The 16,359-nt window shown below is 69.6% G+C and carries 17 protein-coding genes; 3 read left to right on the forward strand and 14 right to left on the reverse strand.

All coding sequences use genetic code 11. The features are described 5' to 3' along the window. Positions 1-37: 37 nt before the first annotated feature. From lsr2 to ftsH, 13 genes are all read right to left on the reverse strand, one after another. Positions 38-373: a histone-like nucleoid-structuring protein Lsr2 gene (gene lsr2, locus ACAG20_RS11270; protein ID WP_370492575.1), complete on the reverse strand. Its 336-nt coding sequence runs from the start codon at positions 371-373 to the stop codon at positions 38-40. A 117-nt stretch (positions 374-490) separates the two neighbouring features. Beyond that, on the reverse strand, positions 491-2,026 hold the full coding sequence (lysS, locus tag ACAG20_RS11275) for a lysine--tRNA ligase (protein WP_205868922.1): 1,536 nt from the start codon (positions 2,024-2,026) through the stop codon (positions 491-493). A 30-nt stretch (positions 2,027-2,056) separates the two neighbouring features. Beyond that, positions 2,057-2,866: a type III pantothenate kinase gene (locus ACAG20_RS11280; protein ID WP_112688090.1), complete on the reverse strand. Its 810-nt coding sequence runs from the start codon at positions 2,864-2,866 to the stop codon at positions 2,057-2,059. Positions 2,867-2,868: 2 nt separating this feature from the next. After that, complete coding sequence (gene panD / locus ACAG20_RS11285; RefSeq protein ID WP_112688092.1) at positions 2,869-3,285, reverse strand: aspartate 1-decarboxylase; 417 nt, start codon at positions 3,283-3,285, stop codon at positions 2,869-2,871. Beyond that, entirely contained in the window at positions 3,285-4,217 is a 933-nt protein-coding gene (panC, locus tag ACAG20_RS11290) for a pantoate--beta-alanine ligase (RefSeq protein ID WP_370492576.1), read from the reverse strand. Before panC ends, panD begins: the two co-directional genes overlap by 1 nt. Next, positions 4,214-5,107, reverse strand: coding sequence for a Rossmann-like and DUF2520 domain-containing protein (locus ACAG20_RS11295; RefSeq protein ID WP_370492577.1), 894 nt, complete (start codon positions 5,105-5,107; stop codon positions 4,214-4,216). Before ACAG20_RS11295 ends, panC begins: the two co-directional genes overlap by 4 nt. Before the next feature lie 123 nt (positions 5,108-5,230). Beyond that, on the reverse strand, positions 5,231-6,742 hold the full coding sequence (locus ACAG20_RS11300) for a DUF6779 domain-containing protein (RefSeq protein ID WP_370492578.1): 1,512 nt from the start codon (positions 6,740-6,742) through the stop codon (positions 5,231-5,233). Positions 6,743-6,885: 143 nt separating this feature from the next. Beyond that, positions 6,886-7,371: a DUF3180 domain-containing protein gene (locus tag ACAG20_RS11305; protein WP_370492580.1), complete on the reverse strand. Its 486-nt coding sequence runs from the start codon at positions 7,369-7,371 to the stop codon at positions 6,886-6,888. Beyond that, positions 7,371-7,892: a 2-amino-4-hydroxy-6-hydroxymethyldihydropteridine diphosphokinase gene (gene folK, locus ACAG20_RS11310; protein WP_370492581.1), complete on the reverse strand. Its 522-nt coding sequence runs from the start codon at positions 7,890-7,892 to the stop codon at positions 7,371-7,373. The genes ACAG20_RS11305 and folK overlap by 1 nt, the downstream gene beginning before the upstream one ends. Positions 7,893-7,916: 24 nt before the next feature. After that, positions 7,917-8,315, reverse strand: a complete 399-nt coding sequence (folB, locus tag ACAG20_RS11315; protein ID WP_370492583.1) for a dihydroneopterin aldolase — start codon at positions 8,313-8,315, stop codon at positions 7,917-7,919. Further along, on the reverse strand, positions 8,308-9,156 hold the full coding sequence (gene folP / locus ACAG20_RS11320) for a dihydropteroate synthase (protein ID WP_370492584.1): 849 nt from the start codon (positions 9,154-9,156) through the stop codon (positions 8,308-8,310). Before folP ends, folB begins: the two co-directional genes overlap by 8 nt. Further along, positions 9,153-9,731, reverse strand: coding sequence for a GTP cyclohydrolase I FolE (gene folE / locus ACAG20_RS11325; protein WP_370492585.1), 579 nt, complete (start codon positions 9,729-9,731; stop codon positions 9,153-9,155). The genes folP and folE overlap by 4 nt, the downstream gene beginning before the upstream one ends. Positions 9,732-9,747: 16 nt before the next feature. Further along, on the reverse strand, positions 9,748-12,120 hold the full coding sequence (gene ftsH, locus ACAG20_RS11330; RefSeq protein WP_370492586.1) for an ATP-dependent zinc metalloprotease FtsH: 2,373 nt from the start codon (positions 12,118-12,120) through the stop codon (positions 9,748-9,750). Between the two features lie 149 nt (positions 12,121-12,269). Here ftsH and ACAG20_RS11335 point away from each other — a divergent pair, with 149 nt between their 5' ends. From ACAG20_RS11335 to ACAG20_RS11345, 3 genes are read left to right on the forward strand one after another with little or no spacing between them, the layout of a single operon-like run. Beyond that, a complete protein-coding gene (locus ACAG20_RS11335) occupies positions 12,270-13,253 on the forward strand; it encodes an alpha/beta fold hydrolase (RefSeq protein ID WP_370492587.1) in 984 nt (327 codons plus the stop codon). Next, the gene (locus tag ACAG20_RS11340; protein ID WP_112689130.1) at positions 13,253-14,437 is read left to right on the forward strand and encodes an LLM class flavin-dependent oxidoreductase; all 1,185 of its coding nucleotides are present in this window, start codon (positions 13,253-13,255) and stop codon (positions 14,435-14,437) included. Before ACAG20_RS11335 ends, ACAG20_RS11340 begins: the two co-directional genes overlap by 1 nt. Continuing rightward, the gene (locus tag ACAG20_RS11345) at positions 14,437-15,453 is read left to right on the forward strand and encodes a zinc-binding dehydrogenase (RefSeq protein ID WP_370492588.1); all 1,017 of its coding nucleotides are present in this window, start codon (positions 14,437-14,439) and stop codon (positions 15,451-15,453) included. The genes ACAG20_RS11340 and ACAG20_RS11345 overlap by 1 nt, the downstream gene beginning before the upstream one ends. Before the next feature lie 7 nt (positions 15,454-15,460). On the opposite strand, the gene ACAG20_RS11350 is transcribed toward ACAG20_RS11345, so the two are convergent. Continuing rightward, complete coding sequence (locus ACAG20_RS11350) at positions 15,461-16,312, reverse strand: hypothetical protein (protein WP_370492589.1); 852 nt, start codon at positions 16,310-16,312, stop codon at positions 15,461-15,463. Positions 16,313-16,359: the final 47 nt, after the last annotated feature.

Consider the following 16,359-nt stretch of genomic DNA (forward strand, 5'->3'; position numbering starts at 1 on the left):
CCGGGTTCGCCCGCAGCGAAACGCCGGTGCGTGCGGCTTAGGTGGCGGCGTGAAAGGCGTCGATGATGTCGGCCGGGATACGGCCGCGGGTCGACACGTTGTGGCCGTTGCGGCGAGCCCATTCGCGGATCGCGGCGCTTTGTTCACGGTCGATCGCGCCGCGGCGGGCGCCACCGGCCCGTCCCCGCCGCCGGCCGCCGACCCGACGGCCCGCGTCCGCCCACTTCTTCAAGTCGGCGCGCAGTTGCGTGGCATTCTTGGTTGAAAGGTCGATCTCATAGGTCACCCCGTCCAGCCCGAATTCGACTGTTTCGTCGGCGGCACCCTCACCATCGAAATCATCGATCAAGGTGACGGTCACTTTTTTCGCCATCGGTACCCCTAAGTTAGCTTTCCCGCGCGCAAACTGTGCGCAAAGCCGTATTCGACCTCGCGGACCAATGTGCCATAAAAATACGCCCGCTTCAACACAACAGCCGCCGTCAGGAGTTCAGTTGCCGTGGCGCCGAACAATCGGGAACAAAACGGTGTCCCTAATTGACAGGCCCGTCAACACCATCAGCAGGCGGTCGATGCCCATTCCGGTGCCGGTACAGGGCGGCATCGCGTGTTCCATCGCCATCAGGAAGTCCTCATCCAGTGCCATCGCCTCGTCGTCGCCGGCCGCGGCGGCGCGCGCCTGGTCCTCGAAACGCGCGCGCTGCACCACCGGGTCGATGAGTTCGGAGTAGCCGGTGGCCAGTTCGACCCCGCGCATGTACAGGTCCCATTTCTCGGTGACGCCGTCGATACTGCGGTGTTGCCGCGTCAGCGGAGTCGTCTCAACCGGGAAGTCCCGCACGAATGTGGGCGCACTCAGGGCATTACCCACGGCATGTTCCCACAATTCCTCGACCAGCTTGCCGTGCCCGTACCCGCGGTCGGTGGGAATCTCGACACCGAGCCGGTCGGCCACCGCCCACAGCCGATCCGCTGAGGTCGCCGGGGTGATCTCCTCGCCGATCGCCTGCGACAGCGACGGGTACATCTCCACGGTCGCCCATTCGCCGTCAATGTCGTAGATGCTGCCGTCGGGCAGTGGTAGTCGACGCGTCCCGATCACCTCGTCGGCGACCTCTTGAATAATCTCCCGCGTGGCCACGGCCGAGTCATCATAGGTGCCATAGGCCTGGTAGGTCTCCAGCATCGAGAATTCGGGTGAATGCGTAGAATCGGCGCCTTCGTTTCGGAACACCCGATTGAGTTCGAAGACCCGCTCGAAGCCACCTACAACACAGCGTTTCAGGAAAAGCTCAGGAGCGATTCGCAGGTAGAGGTCGACATCGAGTGCGTTCGAATGCGTGACGAACGGCCGGGCCGCCGCCCCGCCGGCCAATGTCTGCAACATCGGCGTTTCGACTTCGAGGAATCCGCGACGTTCCAGTGCGTTGCGCAACGCGCGAATGGCCGCGATTCGCTGGCGAGCCACGGTACGCGCCTCCGGCCGGACGATCAGGTCGACATAGCGCTGCCGTACCCGCGACTCCTCGCTCATCTCCTTGTGTGCGACCGGCAGCGGCCGCAGCGATTTCGACGCCATCTGCCACGAGTCGGCCAACACCGACAGCTCGCCGCGACGGGAGCTGATCACCTCGCCGTGCACGAAAACGATGTCGCCCAGGTCGACATCGGCCTTCCATGACTCCAACAGCTGTTCGCCGACGCTGGCCAGGCTGATCATCACCTGCAACTGGGTACCGTCGCCCTCCTGCAGGGTGGCGAAACACAGCTTTCCGGAGTTGCGTGCGAAGACCACCCGACCCGCCACGCCGACGATGTCGCCGGTTTCGGTGTCGGCGGCGAGGTCGGGGTAGCCGGCCCGGATCTGGGCGAGCGTGTGGGTGCGATCCACCGCCACCGGATAGGGGTCGCGGCCCTGGGCCAGCAACCGCGCCCGCTTGTCACGGCGAATCCGGAACTGCTCGGGAAGGTCGGGGTCCTCGGGGTGCGACAGCTCTGGGCTGTCGGGGGTATCGGCGGAGCTCACGACGTGCCAGCTTAGTCAACCGGCGGGCGCTCAGCGCGCCGGCCGCAGCCTGCCCCGCTGACTGTCCCGGTTGCGCTCGAACACCAAGCGCAAACCGTCCAGGGTGAGATTGGCGTCGTAGTGGTCGACCGTCTCCAAGTCCGCGAGCAACAGCGGGGCGGTGTGCCCGGTGGCCACCACGGTGGTGTCGGCCAAGCCCGGCGTATCGTCGCGGACCCGGCGAACCAGCCCGTCGACCAGCCCGGCGAAGCCGAACACGGCGCCGGCCTGCATACATTCGACGGTGTTCTTGCCGATCACCGAGCGCGGCCGGGTCAGCTCGACCCGACGCAACCCCGCGGAGCGGGCCGCAGCGGCATCCGAGGAGATCTGAACACCGGGGGCTATCGCGCCGCCCAGGAATTCGCCCTTGGCCGACACCACGTCGACGCAGATCGACGAACCGAAGTCGACGACGATCGCCGCCTTGTTGAACTTGTGAAAAGCAGCAAGACAGTTGACGATCCGGTCAGCGCCGACTTCCTTGGGGTTGTCGACCAGCAGCGGGATCCCGGTACGCACGCCCGGTTCGATCAGCACCGACGGCACCGAGGGCCAGTACTGATCGAGCATCACTCGCACTTCGTGCAGCACCGACGGCACGGTGGACAGCGCGGCAGCGCCGGTGAGCTGTTCACCGTCGTCGCCGATCAGTCCGTCCAGGGTCAGCGCCAGCTCGTCGGCGGTGATCTCCGCCTCGGTGCGGATTCGCCACTGCTGCACGACGTTTCCGTGCTCACCCGACCCGGCGATCAGGCCGATGACGGTGTGGGTGTTACGGACGTCGATAGCCAGCAGCACGGCTACCCCACGCTTCTGGGCGAAAGCAGGTCGGCTACGTCATCCGGCACGAATGCCGGGTCGGTGCCGAGGTCGACCTGCTTGTTGTCGGAGTCGACGAACACGATCCGGGGCTGGTAGCGGCGCGCCTCGGCGTCGTCCATCGTGCCGTAGGCGATCAGGATCACCAGGTCACCCGGATGCACCAGATGTGCTGCGGCACCGTTGATTCCGATGACACCGGTGCCGCGCTTGCCGGTGATGGCGTAGGTGACCAGCCGATTGCCGTTGTCGATGTCGACGATCGTCACCTGCTCACCCTCGAGCAGGTCGGCGGCGTCCATCAGATCGGCGTCGATAGTCACCGATCCGACATAGTGCAGGTCGGCGTGGGTGACCGTGGCACGGTGGATCTTCGACTTGAGCATCGTCCGAAACATCAATTCCTCCGGGTTGATATGGCATATCCATCCGAACCGACCGACGTGTCGTCGGTGGGAAATCCGAGCGTTATGGCGGCGTTGTCGATCAATCGGGTCGACCCGAGCCGGGCGGCGATCAACAGCCGCGCCTGCCCTTCGGCCGGCGCCGGACCGAGGTCGACGCCGCGCACCTGCAGGTAGTCGACCTCGACCGCCGGAACCGCGGAGAGCACCGCGCCGGCGGCGTCGAGCGCCGCGGCCGCCCCCGCCGATGCGGCGCGCTCACCGGCGGCCAGTGCCGCCGACAACGCCGCCGCGGCCTCGCGCTGCGCCGGGTCGAGGTAGCGGTTGCGCGACGACAGCGCCAGGCCGTCTGGCTCACGCACCGTCGGCACCCCCACGACGGTCACGTCGAGATTGAGGTCGGCGACCATCTGGCGCACCAGCACCAGCTGCTGATAGTCCTTTTCGCCGAAGAACGCCCGGTCGGGCCGCACGATCGACAGCAATTTGCCGACCACGGTGAGCATTCCGGCGAAATGCGTCGGGCGCGCGGCGCCTTCGAGCTCGGATCCGAGTGGGCCCGGGTGCACGGCGGTGCGCGGCCCGTCGGGATACATCGTGGCGGCGGTCGGGGTGAAGGCCAACTCGACGCCCGCGGCGCGCAACAGCGCCAGATCGTCGTCGAGGGTGCGCGGATAGGCGTCGAGGTCCTCGCCGGCACCGAACTGCAGCGGGTTGACGAAGATCGACACCACCACCACCGAGCCGGGCACCTTGCGTGCGGCACGCACCAGCGCCAGGTGGCCGTCGTGCAGCGCGCCCATGGTCGGCACCAGCATCACCCGGCGGCCGGTCGAGCGCAGCGCCCGGGTGACGCGGGCGATCTCGTCGGGCCGCGGGTACACGTTCAGCCCACCGGGGGTGAAGGTGGGCGCGTTCGGCCTCACCGGGCCAGCACCGTCAGCACGTCGTCGGCGGCGTCCGCGCAGTGCGCGGTGCGCAGCGCGTTGGTGCGGTAGGCCTCGGCCAGATCGGGATCCACCTCGGCCAGCGCTTGCAGGTGCCGGGCCAGGGTGGCCGAGTCGCCGCGGGCCACCGGCCCGGTCAGCGCGGCCCGGCCGTCGCGCAGGGTGTTGGCCAGTGCGGCCCGCACCAGCGGCCCGAGCACCCGTTCGGCGATGCCGTCGGGGTCGTTGACCCCTAGCCCACCGGGCAGTGCCGCCCGCAATGCTGCCAGCGCGTCGTCGATCACGGTGACGACGTGGTTGCCGCCGTGACAGAGCGCGGCGTGATAGAGCGTGCGGGCGGTTTCGTCGACCCGGAACGGCTCGGCGCCGATCTCCAGGGTCAGCGACTCGCCGATGGCGTAGCCGATCTCGTCGGCGGCGGTGATGCCGAAACAGCTGTCGGTCAGCCGGTCGATGTCCTCGTCGTCGCCGGTGAACGTCATCGCGGGGTGGATCGCCAACGGCAAGCAACCCTGCTCGGTCAGCGGCGCCAGCACGCCGATCCCGGTGGCACCGGAGGTGTGCACGACGATCGTGCCGGCGCGTACCGCACCGGTGGCGGCGAGGCCGGAGACGATGCCGGCCAGTTCGGTGTCGGGCACCGCCAGCAGCAGCAATTCGGCATCACCGGCGACATCGTGAGCCGGACGCACCAGGGTGTCAGGCAGCCGCCGGACAGCGCGCTGCCGCGACGCCTCGGAGATGGCGCTGCACGCCACCACGACGTGGTCGGCGCGCTCCAACGCGACACCCAACGCGGTGCCGACCCGGCCTGCCGAGATGAGTCCCACCTTGAGTCGAGCGGGCCGCAGTCCGTCGAACTGCACCATGCAGACGACCTCACAGGTTCTCTTGGTTCGTTCCAGTCCCGCGTTGCGGGTACCGGACGGTCGGGCAGAGTCTATCCCGATCGGCCCTGGCCCGGAGAGTGACGTTGGTCGCAGCCGCGGCCGCTATTCCGCGCGGCGGCGACGCCGGCGCCCCCCGGGCGGGGGGGTTGCCTGCAGCCGGGCCAGCAGTTCGGCGACCGACTGCCCACCGGTGTTCGCGGCGGCCCCGGTTCCCGGCTCGGCGCCGACGGAATGCCGTGCCGAGCGACCCGGAGCGCTCTCGGGCGCCCACTCCGGCTGGGCATGGCTGCCGACCGGCTCCGCCGAGTGCCGGGAGCGCGCCCGCCGGCGCCCCTCCCCGTCGCGGCGGGCCCGCTCCGCGCCGTTCACCGGGCCGTCTGCCGGTGTGCCCGGCCCCGCGTGACGGCCGTGCCGCGTCGGCGCTTCGGCGCTGCGTTCGGAGGCCGCCGCCGTGTCATCGCGGGCATGCCGGGGTTCGGCGGCACCGTGCCGACCGGATTCCGCGGCAGTGGGAGGAGCCTCAGCCGACCAGTTGCTGCCCGGCGAGCCCGGCGGCAGCCATTCGCCCTCGGCGCCAACCGGTTTCCAACCCGGTTCCGACGCCGGTTCCGACGCCGGCGTCCAAGCCGGTTCCGAAGCCGGGGTCCAAGCCGGCTCCGAAGCCGACGGTCCCGCCACCCAGGGTGGCGGCGGTGGCGCGGCCGGAGGTGGCGTCGGCGGTGCTTCGGGCTCGCGACGGGATTCGGATTCCCGGCGGGGCTCGGGCGGGACGAACGGTTGCGGGGGTTGCGCCCAGCGGCCCGCGGGCTGCTGGATCTCCTCCGCGACTCGGCGGGCGCCGCCATCCTCCGCGGCTCGCCGCGGGGTCTCCTCGGCGGCCCGGCGATGCGAACCGCGGTAGGTCGGCTCGGCAGGCGGCGGCTGCGAGGTCTGTGACGGCTGGGGCGGCTGATATGTCTGATGCGCCGCCGGCGTGGGGATTCCCCCGGTCGGAATCCCCACCTCCGGAACGTCGATGATCGGGCTCTCGGTGGTTTGGGTGACGGGATCCTCGGGGTAGTACGCCGCAGCGGCCTGGTCGGCGCGCGCGCCGACGGACTCCCCACCCGAGCGGGCCCAGTCGCTGTAGGCCCGAATAGTCGTGCGCGCAGTGGAATCAGTCTCCAGCGCCGGCCGGTGACTCAGGTCGGAGTCGAACAGGATCTCCAGGTTGGTCCGCAGCGCGGCCAACTCCGCGCGCAGCGCGGCGACCTCGTCGGCGGCCTGCGCCCGTAGCTCCGACGCCAGCTCACGGCGCAGCTGCGACTCCACCGTCAGCTCGTATTCGCGCCGCGCCGAGATCTCGCGGTCCAGCTGCAGGTCGTAGACCAGCTTCAGGTCCCGGGCCCGGGCCTGGTCGACGTCGCTTTGCCGCCGGTAGATCACCGACACGAACGCCGCCGCGACTGCGGCCCACAGCGCCACGATCACCGCGAGCTTCAGCAGTTCGACCCGACTGGTGAACACCAATGCCGAACTCGACGCGATAGCGAGGATCAGCAAGGCCGTCATCAGCGTCCAGCCCGGCCTGCGACCCCCGCGCCGACCCGGGGCGCGGGACAGGACCGAATTCATCTGCGCCGCTCCACCTCGTCGCCTCGTCCCCCTCGCCGCTGTGCGGACGGGGGCGCCTCAGCGCGTCCGCATCGTTGCCGACACGCATTGCCCGACTGTACCTGTACGAGGTCACTCCGCGTGTCGCCCTGCTCCGGCGATTCTCAGCCGGGCTGATCTCCGGTCAGCTGCCCGGACTGTCCGGGGTCGTGCGGCGACTTGCAGCAGTTCTGCAACCACAGCGCGGCGATGAGCAGTGCCAGTGCACTGACCGCGGCGACCACCGCGCCTCCGGTGTCCTCGGCGGCGACGTGCAGCGCGGCGCGGCGCGGCACCAGGTAGCCCAGCACGCCGAGCCAGAAGCCGAGCACCAGCGCACCCATCCAGGCCGAGGCCTTGGCGACCACCACGGTGCGCGCCACCGCCAGCGGGTGCAGCCACCCGGGCCCGACGCCGATCTGACCGTTATCGATCTTCTCCCGGACATACCGGCCCCAGAGCGCCTCGGCGATCGCGACCGCCAGCAGCGATATCCCGGTCCACGCGGTGATCGGCGGGAACCAGCGGTACAGCAGCGTCACCGCCAGGTAGCTGAGCACCGCGGCGGCGACCACCCCCGCGGTGACGTCTCGATTACGGGTCGGGCCCATCAGCGCTGCAGCACCAGGTCGGTCAGCCGCAGCGAGGTGCGGTCGGCGGGTTCCAGTTCGTCCAGCAGGCCCGCCACCGCGCACTGCCGGCCGGCCACCGTCAGCTGCGCCTCCGGCTCGACCGCAAGCCACGGAACCATGACGAATGCGCGCAGATGCGCCAGCGGGTGCGGCAGGGTCAGCCCGTCGTCGCGGGAGAACAGCTCCGCGCCCCCGGGTTGTTCGCGGCAGCTGATCACGTCGACGTCGAGGGTCCGCGGCCCCCAGCGTTCGCCACGGACCCGGTCCGCCGCCTGTTCCAGTTCCTGGGCGCGGCGCAGCCAACCGTGTTTGTCGACGGCCGGATCCTCGACGATCAGCACCGCGTTGAGGAAGCGACCCTGATCGACCCCGCCCCACGCTTCGCTCTCGTAGACCCCGGACACCTCGCGCACCGCCGTGCCGAAGCCGTCGACGGCCGACTGCAACCTGGCCAACCGATCACCCAGGTTGGATCCGATGGAAAGCACCGCTTCAGTCATCGGCGCCGCTCCTCCTCATCGCTGTCATGCCGGGACCACCGTCCCGCGCCGGTCGCGCCGGTCGCGCCGTGATCGCCGCGCCACCACCGCGACGTCGGCAAAGGTCAGTGGGATCGGGGCGTGCGGCTTGTGCAGCGTCACTTCCACCGCCTGCACCCTCGCATCGGCCATGACCTCGTCGGCTATCTCGGCGGCGACGGTCTCGATGAGGTCGCGGGCCGGCCCGGCGATGATCTCGGCGGCACGCTGGGCCAGTACCCCGTAGTCGTAGGTGTCGGCCAGCGCGTCGCTGGCGGCCGCGACCGACAGGTCCATCCACACGGTGATGTCAACGATGAAGTCCTGGCCGTCGGCCCGCTCGTGGGCGAACACGCCGTGGTTGCCGCGAACCTTCAGCCCGCGCAATTCGATCCGGTCAGTCATCGCTCGTGCCTCCTTGCGACCCGGCTGCGGTCCAGGCGTCGACGACCCTGAGCGCGTCGACCGAGGCCCGCACGTCGTGCACTCGCACGCCCCAGGCGCCGTGCAGGCCGGCAAGCGCGGAGACGACCGCGGTGGCGGTCTCCCGCTCGTCGGGCGGCCGCGGCGCACCGTCGGCTCCAGCCAGCAGCGTACCGAGAAACCGCTTGCGCGACGCTCCCACGAGCACCGGTATGCCGATGCCCACCAGCTCTGGCAGCGCCTTCAACAGCGCCCAATTGTGTTGCGCCGTTTTGGCGAATCCCAGCCCGGGGTCGATGATCAACTTCGCGGGGTCCACACCGGCGGCGACCGCGGCATCGGCCGAGGCGAGCAGGTCGGCACGCACCTCGGCGACGACGTCGCGGTAGCCCGGAACGCGATGCGGATGCCCGGGATCGACCGGGCGCCAGTGCATCAGCACCCAGCCGGCACCCGAGGCGGCCAGCAGCGGCGCCATGGCCGGATCGGCCCGCCCTCCGGAGACGTCGTTGACGATCTCGGCGCCGCTGTCCAGTGCGGCCCGGGCGACGGCTGCGTTCATCGTGTCGATGCTGACGGTAATACCCTGGGCCGCAAGTTCTCTCACGACGGGAATGACCCGTCGCGCTTCCGCCCGCGGATCGGTGCGCACCGCGCCGGGCCGGGTCGATTCACCCCCGACGTCGATGATCGCTGCCCCCTCGGCCACCAGTTCCAGACCGTGCGCCACGGCACGGTCGGCGTTCAGGTAGCGCCCGCCATCGGAGAACGAGTCGGCGGTGACGTTGACCACCCCGACGACCTGGACGCATGTCGGGTTCACTTGCGCCGGATGAGTTCCAGGGCTTCGGCGCGCGACGCGCTGTCGGACTTGAACTGGCCGCGCACCGCCGACGTCGTGGTGATCGCACCAGGCTTGCGCACCCCCCGCATCGCCATGCACAGGTGCTCGGCCTCGACCACCACGATGACCCCGCGTGGGTTCAGTTTGCGCATCAGGGCGTCGGCGACCTGCCCGGTCAACCGCTCCTGCACCTGCGGTCGCTTGGCGTAGAGGTCCACCACCCGCGCCAGCTTGGACAAGCCGGTGATCCGGCCGTCGTCACCGGGGATATAGCCGACATGAGCGACCCCGTGAAAGGAGACCAGGTGGTGCTCGCAGGTCGAGTACAGCGGGATCTCCTTGACCAGCACCATTTCATCGTGCTGTTCGTCAAAGGTGGTCTCCAGCACCGTGTCCGGGTCGGTGTAGAGCCCGGCGAACATCTCCTGGTAAGCCCGGGCCACCCGCGCCGGGGTGTCGATCAGACCCGCGCGGTCGGGATCTTCGCCGACCGCGTACAGCAGTTCGCGCACCGCTGCTTCGGCGCGCGCTTGATCGAAACCTGTTGAGGTCATCGCCGATCCCACTCTCTCAGTCGCCGGACGGCGGTTCGGACCTGTTCTTCTCAGTGCCGCGCTGGTGGCCGTCGCCCTCGCCGGGCGGCGCCGCCGGTGCCGGCGGGGGTGCGGGGTAGGGCTGATACGGCGGGTAGGGCTGCGCCGGCGGGTAACCCTGCTGCGGCCATTGCTGCGGCGGGTACCAATAGCCGGAGTGCGGCTGCGGCTGCGGTTGCTGCTGCGGCTGGGGAGGCGGCGGCCAGCCGGGAGCATGCCAGCCCGCGGGTGCGCCGTAGTCCGGCTGGGTTCCCGCTCCGGCGTCACCGGCGGGCACGCCGTTGCTGCCGTTGGTGCCGGATTCGCCCGCCCGGGCCGCCGCCTCGCGCGTCGCCTGGGCGATGGCGGCCTTGAACGCCGGCTCGGGCCTGGGCTGCGGCCACGGTTCGCCGCGCTCGATGGCCAGCTCACCGGGAGTCTTGATCGGCGGCTTATCGGACGGGACCCGGCCGCCGAAGTCGTCGAAGATGGTCAGCCGCGGTCGCTTGGCCACGTCACCGAAGATCTTCTCCAGATCGGCGCGGTGCAGCGTCTCCTTCTCCAGCAGTTCGCCGGCCAGCGTGTCGAGCACGTCGCGGTATTCGGTGAGGATCTCCCAGGCCTCGGTGTGGGCCGCCTCGATGAGCTTGCGCACTTCATCGTCGATGTCGCGGGCCACCTCGTGGGAATAGTCCGGTTGAGTGCCCATGGTGCGCCCCACGAACGGATCACCGTGTTCGCTGCCGTAGCGCACCGCTCCGAGCTTGGCGCTCATGCCGTACTCGGTGACCATCGCCCGGGCAACCTGGGTTGCCTTTTCGATGTCGGAGACCGCGCCGGTGGTCGGCTCGCGGAACACCAGTTCCTCGGCGGCACGCCCACCCATGGCGAACACCAACTGGGCGATCATCTCCGAGCGGGTGCGCAGTCCCTTGTCCTCTTCGGGCACCGCCACCGCATGCCCGCCGGTGCGGCCGCGGGCCAGGATGGTGACCTTGTAGACGGGGTCGATGTCCGGCATCGCCCACGCCGCCAAGGTGTGCCCGCCCTCGTGGTAGGCGGTGATCTTCTTCTCGTGTTCGCTGATGATCCGGCTCTTGCGCCGCGGGCCGCCGATCACCCGGTCGACGGCTTCCTCCAGCGCCGCGCCGGTGATGACGGTGCCGTTCTCCCGTGCGGTCAGCAACGCCGCCTCGTTGATCACGTTGGCCAGATCGGCGCCGGACATGCCGACGGTGCGCTTGGCCAGCCCGTCCAGGTCCGCGTCCGGCCCGATCGGCTTGCCCGCCGAATGCACCCGCAGCACCGCGCGCCGGCCGGCGATATCGGGGTTGGTCACCGGGATCTGGCGGTCGAACCGACCGGGCCGCAGCAACGCAGGGTCGAGGATGTCGGGCCGGTTGGTCGCGGCGATCAAGATGACGCCGGCCCGCTCACCGAACCCGTCCATCTCCACCAGCAACTGGTTGAGGGTCTGTTCGCGCTCGTCGTGCCCGCCGCCCATCCCGGCGCCCCGCTGCCGGCCGACCGCGTCGATCTCGTCGACGAACACGATGCAGGGGCTGTTCTGTTTGGCCTGCTCGAACAGGTCGCGCACCCGGGAGGCACCCACACCGACGAACATCTCCACGAAATCCGAGCCGGAGATGGTGAAGAACGGCACACCGGCCTCGCCGGCCACCGCCCGGGCCAGCAACGTCTTGCCGGTGCCGGGCGGGCCGTAGAGCAGCACACCCTTGGGGATCTTGGCGCCCAGCGCCTGATACCGGCCCGGGTTCTGCAGGAAGTCCTTGATCTCGTAAAGCTCCTCGACCGCCTCGTCGACGCCGGCGACGTCGGCGAAGGTGGTCTTGGGCATGTCCTTACCCAGCTGCTTGGCCCGTGACTTGCCGAAGCCGAAGCCCATCCGGGCACCACCCTGCATGCGGGAGAACATCACGAACAGGCCGATCAGCAACAACATCGGCAGCATGTAGATCAGCAGCGTGCCCAGCATGCTGCCCTGGTTGACGACGGTGTTGATCTCCGCCTTCTGCTTGGTCAGCGCGGTGTAGAGCGGAACCGCGTAGCCGGTCGGGTACTTCGCGATCAGCTTGTCGACCTGCTCGGACTTGCCCGACCTGGCGGCCTTGTCATCCTTGTCGGAGAGTTCGACGCTGGTGAGCGGGTTCTTCAGCACCAGCCGCAACTGTTGTTCGCGGTCGTCGAGCTGAGCGCTCTTGACGTTTCCGCTGTGGATCTGGGCCACCGCGACCGAGGTGTCGACCGGTTTGTATCCGCGGGTGTCGTCACTGAAATAGAAGAACGACCAGCCGAGCAACAGCACCACGGCGATCGCGGTGACGGTGCGGATCACGTTTTTGCGATTCATCAGACATCGGCCGAACTCGGCCCAAATCCTTCCAGTACATGCAGCTGGGCATGTTCAGGCTACCGCCCCGGTCGTCCGGGTATGGGTTGGAGCTGGCCGGACCCGGCAATCCCTTCTCCGCCCGGGTCCGGTTGTGCTTTGGTGGGACGGTGGCCAACCAAACCGAACGGCTCGTCGACACCAACGGCGTGACCCTGCGGGTCACCGAAGCGGGCGCCCACAATGGGCCCAATGCCCCGGTGGTGTTGTTGGCGCACGGTTTCCCGGAACTGGCCTACTCATGGCGACATCAGATTCCCGCGCTGGCCGACGCGGGCTTTCATGTGCTGGCCCCCGATCAGCGCGGCTACGGCGGTTCGACGCGACCGGAGGAGATCGCGGCCTACGACATCGCGGCGCTCACCGGCGACCTGGTCGGTCTGCTCGACGATGTCGGGGCCACGCGCGCGGTCTGGATCGGCCACGACTGGGGTGCGCCGGTGGTCTGGAGTGCCGCCCAGCTGCACCCCGAGCGGGTGGCCGCGGTGGCGGGGCTCAGTGTGCCGCCGGTGCCCCGCCCGCAGGCCCCGCCCACCGAGGCGTTCCGCAAGATCTTCGGCGAGAACTTCTTCTACATGCTCTATTTCCAGCAACCCGGTGTCGCCGACGCGGAACTGGGCTCGGACCCGGCTCGCACCATGCGCCGGATGATGGGCAGCCTGAGCCCGGACGATCACGACTCGGCGATCCGGATGACCGCTCCCGGCCCGGCGGGGTTCATCGAACGGCTGGCCGAACCGGCCGCACGGCCGGACTGGATCAGCGCCGACGAACTGGACCACTACATCGCCGAGTTCACCCGCACCGGTTTCACCGGCGGGCTGAACTGGTATCGCAATCTCGACCGCAACTGGGAGATCATGGCCAATCCACCTGCCGCCACCATCGACGTTCCAGCACTGTTCATCGCCGGGTCCGCTGATCCGGTGCTCAGCTTCACCCGCCGGGATCGGGCCAGCGAACTGGTCACCGGGCCCTACCGCGAGGTGATGATCGACGGCGCCGGTCACTGGCTGCAGCAGGAGCGGCCCGACGAGGTCAACGCCGCGCTGCTCGAGTTCCTGGCGGGCCTGCCGGCCGGTGCGGTGTCGTGATGGCCGCGCCGCTGCGCTTCGGGGTCTTCATCACGCCGTTCCACGCGCTGGGCCAGTCGCCGACGGTCGCGCTGGAATACGACCTTGAACGGGTGGTCGCGCTGGACCGGCTGGGATTCGACGAGGCCTGGTTCGGTGAGCACCACTCGGGGGGCTACGAGCTGATCGCCTGCCCGGAGGTGTTCATCGCCGCGGCCGCCGAACGCACCAAGCACATCCGGCTGGGCACCGGGGTGGTCTCGCTGCCCTATCACCACCCGCTGATGGTCGCCGACCGCTGGGTGCTGCTGGACCACCTGACCCGGGGCCGGGTGATGTTCGGCACCGGACCGGGCGCACTGCCCACCGACGCACACATGATGGGCATCGATCCCGTCGAGCAGCGCCGGATGATGCAGGAGTCACTGGAGGCGATCCTCGCGCTGTTCCGCGCCGAGCCCGGCGAGTTGGTCACCCGCCATTCGGACTGGTTCACGCTGCGTGACGCCGCGTTGCACATCCGGCCCTACACCTGGCCGTACCCGGAGATCTCGACAGCGGCGATGATCTCGCCGTCCGGACCGCGACTGGCCGGCGCACTGGGCACCTCACTGCTGTCGCTGTCGATGTCGGTGCCGGGCGGCTTCGCCGCGGTGGAGAGCGCCTGGCAGGTGGTTTGCGACCAGGCCGCCAAGGCCGGCCGCGACGAGCCGGACCGGGCCGGCTGGCGGGTGTTGAGCATCATGCATATCGCCGACACCCGTGAACAGGCGGTGGCCGACTGCACATACGGCCTGCAGGATTTCGCGAACTACTTCGGCGCGGCCGGGTTCGTCCCGCTGGCCAGCGAAGTCGAGGGCTCGCCACAGACCCCGACCGAGTTCGTCGAGGCCTATGCGGCGGCGGGCAGCTGCTGCATCGGCACCCCCGACGATGCGATCGAGCACATCACCGACCTGCTGGAGCGCTCCGGCGGGTTCGGCACGCTGCTGTTCTTGGGGCACGACTGGGCCTCACCGGAGGCGACCTACCACAGCTACGAGCTGTTGGCCCGCAAGGTGATTCCCCACTTCAAGGGCCAACTCGCCGCGCCGCGGGCGTCACACGAGTGGGCCAAGGGCATGCGTGACACGTTGTTCGGCCGGGCCGGCGAGGCGATCAAGAACGCCGTCGTCGAGCACGCCGCCGAGTCCGGACCGCGGTGATGCGCGCCGCGGTGCTGCGCGACGGGCGGATGGTCTACCGCGACGATGTGCCGGAGCCGACGCCTGGCCAGGGTCAGGTGCTGGTCGAGGTGTTGGCCTGCGGCATCTGCGGATCCGACCTGCACTTCGCCGCGCACGGCGAGCAGGTCCTGGCCGCGACGAGGTCCATGGCCGGCACCCCGGCCGCCGAGACCGCCGTCGACCTGGGCGACGACATCTTCATGGGCCACGAATTCAGCGCTCGGGTACTGCAGGCCGGTCCCGGCACCGACACCTTTCCCGCCGGCACGCCCGTCACATCGATCCCGGTTCTGCTGGCCGCCAAAGGCATTGAACCGATCGTCTACTCCAACACAACGGTGGGCGGCTACGCCGAGAAGATGTTGTTGTCGGCCCCGCTGCTGGTGCCCATCCCGAACGGTCTGGACCCCCGGCACGCCGCGCTGACCGAGCCGATGGCGGTGGGACTGCATGCGGTCAACAAGTCCGGCATCACGCCCGGCGATACGGCACTGGTGCTGGGCTGCGGCCCAATCGGGATCGCGATCATCGCCGCACTGCGAACCTACGGTGTGGAACACATTGTGGCAGCGGACTATTCACACGCCCGGCGCGACCTCGCGACGGCGATGGGCGCGCATCGGTCACTCGACCCGGCCAATGGCTCTCCGTTCGACACGGTAACGCCGAAGGTGGTCTTCGAAGCGATCGGCGTGCCGGGAATCATCGACGACGTGCTGCGCCGCGCGCCGGTCGGGGCCCGGCTGGTGGTCGCGGGCGTGTGCATGCAACCCGACACCGTGCATCCGTTCTTCGGTGTCGCCAAGGAGATCAACGTGCAGTTCGTGTTGGCCTACGAGCCAGCGGAGTTCACCGCGTCGCTACAGGCGATCGCCGAGGGCCGGATCGACGTGGCACCGCTGATCACCGGCGAGGTCGGACTCGACGACGTGGGGACGGCATTCGACGAGCTGGCCGACCCGGACCGGCACTGCAAGATCCTGGTCACACCCTGAGGCAGGCTCAGCCGGGGAAGGCGCCGGCCTCACGCAGCCGCTTCGACCAGCCGCCCACCAGCTCGACCAACTCGGGCAGCTCGTCGCCGAGCCGGGCCACGATCGGTTCACACGCCGCATCGGTCGCCGTCTCCACCGACTCGCGGGCCGCGCGCCCGGCGTCGCTGAGCACGCCGTCGCGGGCCAGGCCCCGCTCGGCGAGCCGCGCCTCGCCGGCACTCAGCTCATCCTCGCTGAAGGCCCTGCTGCGCACATGGCTGCGCGGCGGTAACCCCCGGTACAACTCGGTGATCAGGCCGATCTCGACGGCGTCGAAACCCGCTGCGACCCAGGCGTTCACGTGCGCGTCGCCACGGAACTCGCGCAACTGGTCGGCCAACAGCCAGGCGTCGGTGAGCGGGTCTCCCACCAACCCGGCGGCGACCAGCCCGGCGAACAGCGGTTTGCCCGCCAACGGCAGCGCGTCGGCGGCTCGGCCCAGCAGCGCCGTCACCCGATCGAGGCCCTCGGGCGCATCGCCGAGGACGCGGCGCAGCTGGGCCGCCGAGCCATCGGTGCGGGCCGCGCGGATGGCCGGCGCGTCGGTGAGCGTCCAGCCGTAGTCGACCGCCGGAACCACCACCGCCGGGTTGAACACCCCGAAGGCCGCGGCGATCACCTGCCCGGAGGCCTGTCCGAGCGCCGAGCCGCGGCTGCAGAAGTAGGCCGGGCCGTCGGGCAGTTCGACGCCACCGGACGTCCCCGGACTGGACCCGAAACCCAGCGCCGCGTAGCCGCGGTGACACTCCGGTGCGAAATACACCTGCCCGGCGAAGGCTTCGAGGGCGTTGGACAGCGCTCTGGCGGGGGCAACGGTCATCGTCCCAGTGTGCCGCATCGGGCTTTTGGCAAGACCCGGTCCCCCGA

The sequence above is a fragment of the Mycobacterium sp. pW045 genome (genome assembly GCF_041287085.1).
Classification (GTDB): domain Bacteria; phylum Actinomycetota; class Actinomycetes; order Mycobacteriales; family Mycobacteriaceae; genus Mycobacterium; species Mycobacterium algericum_A.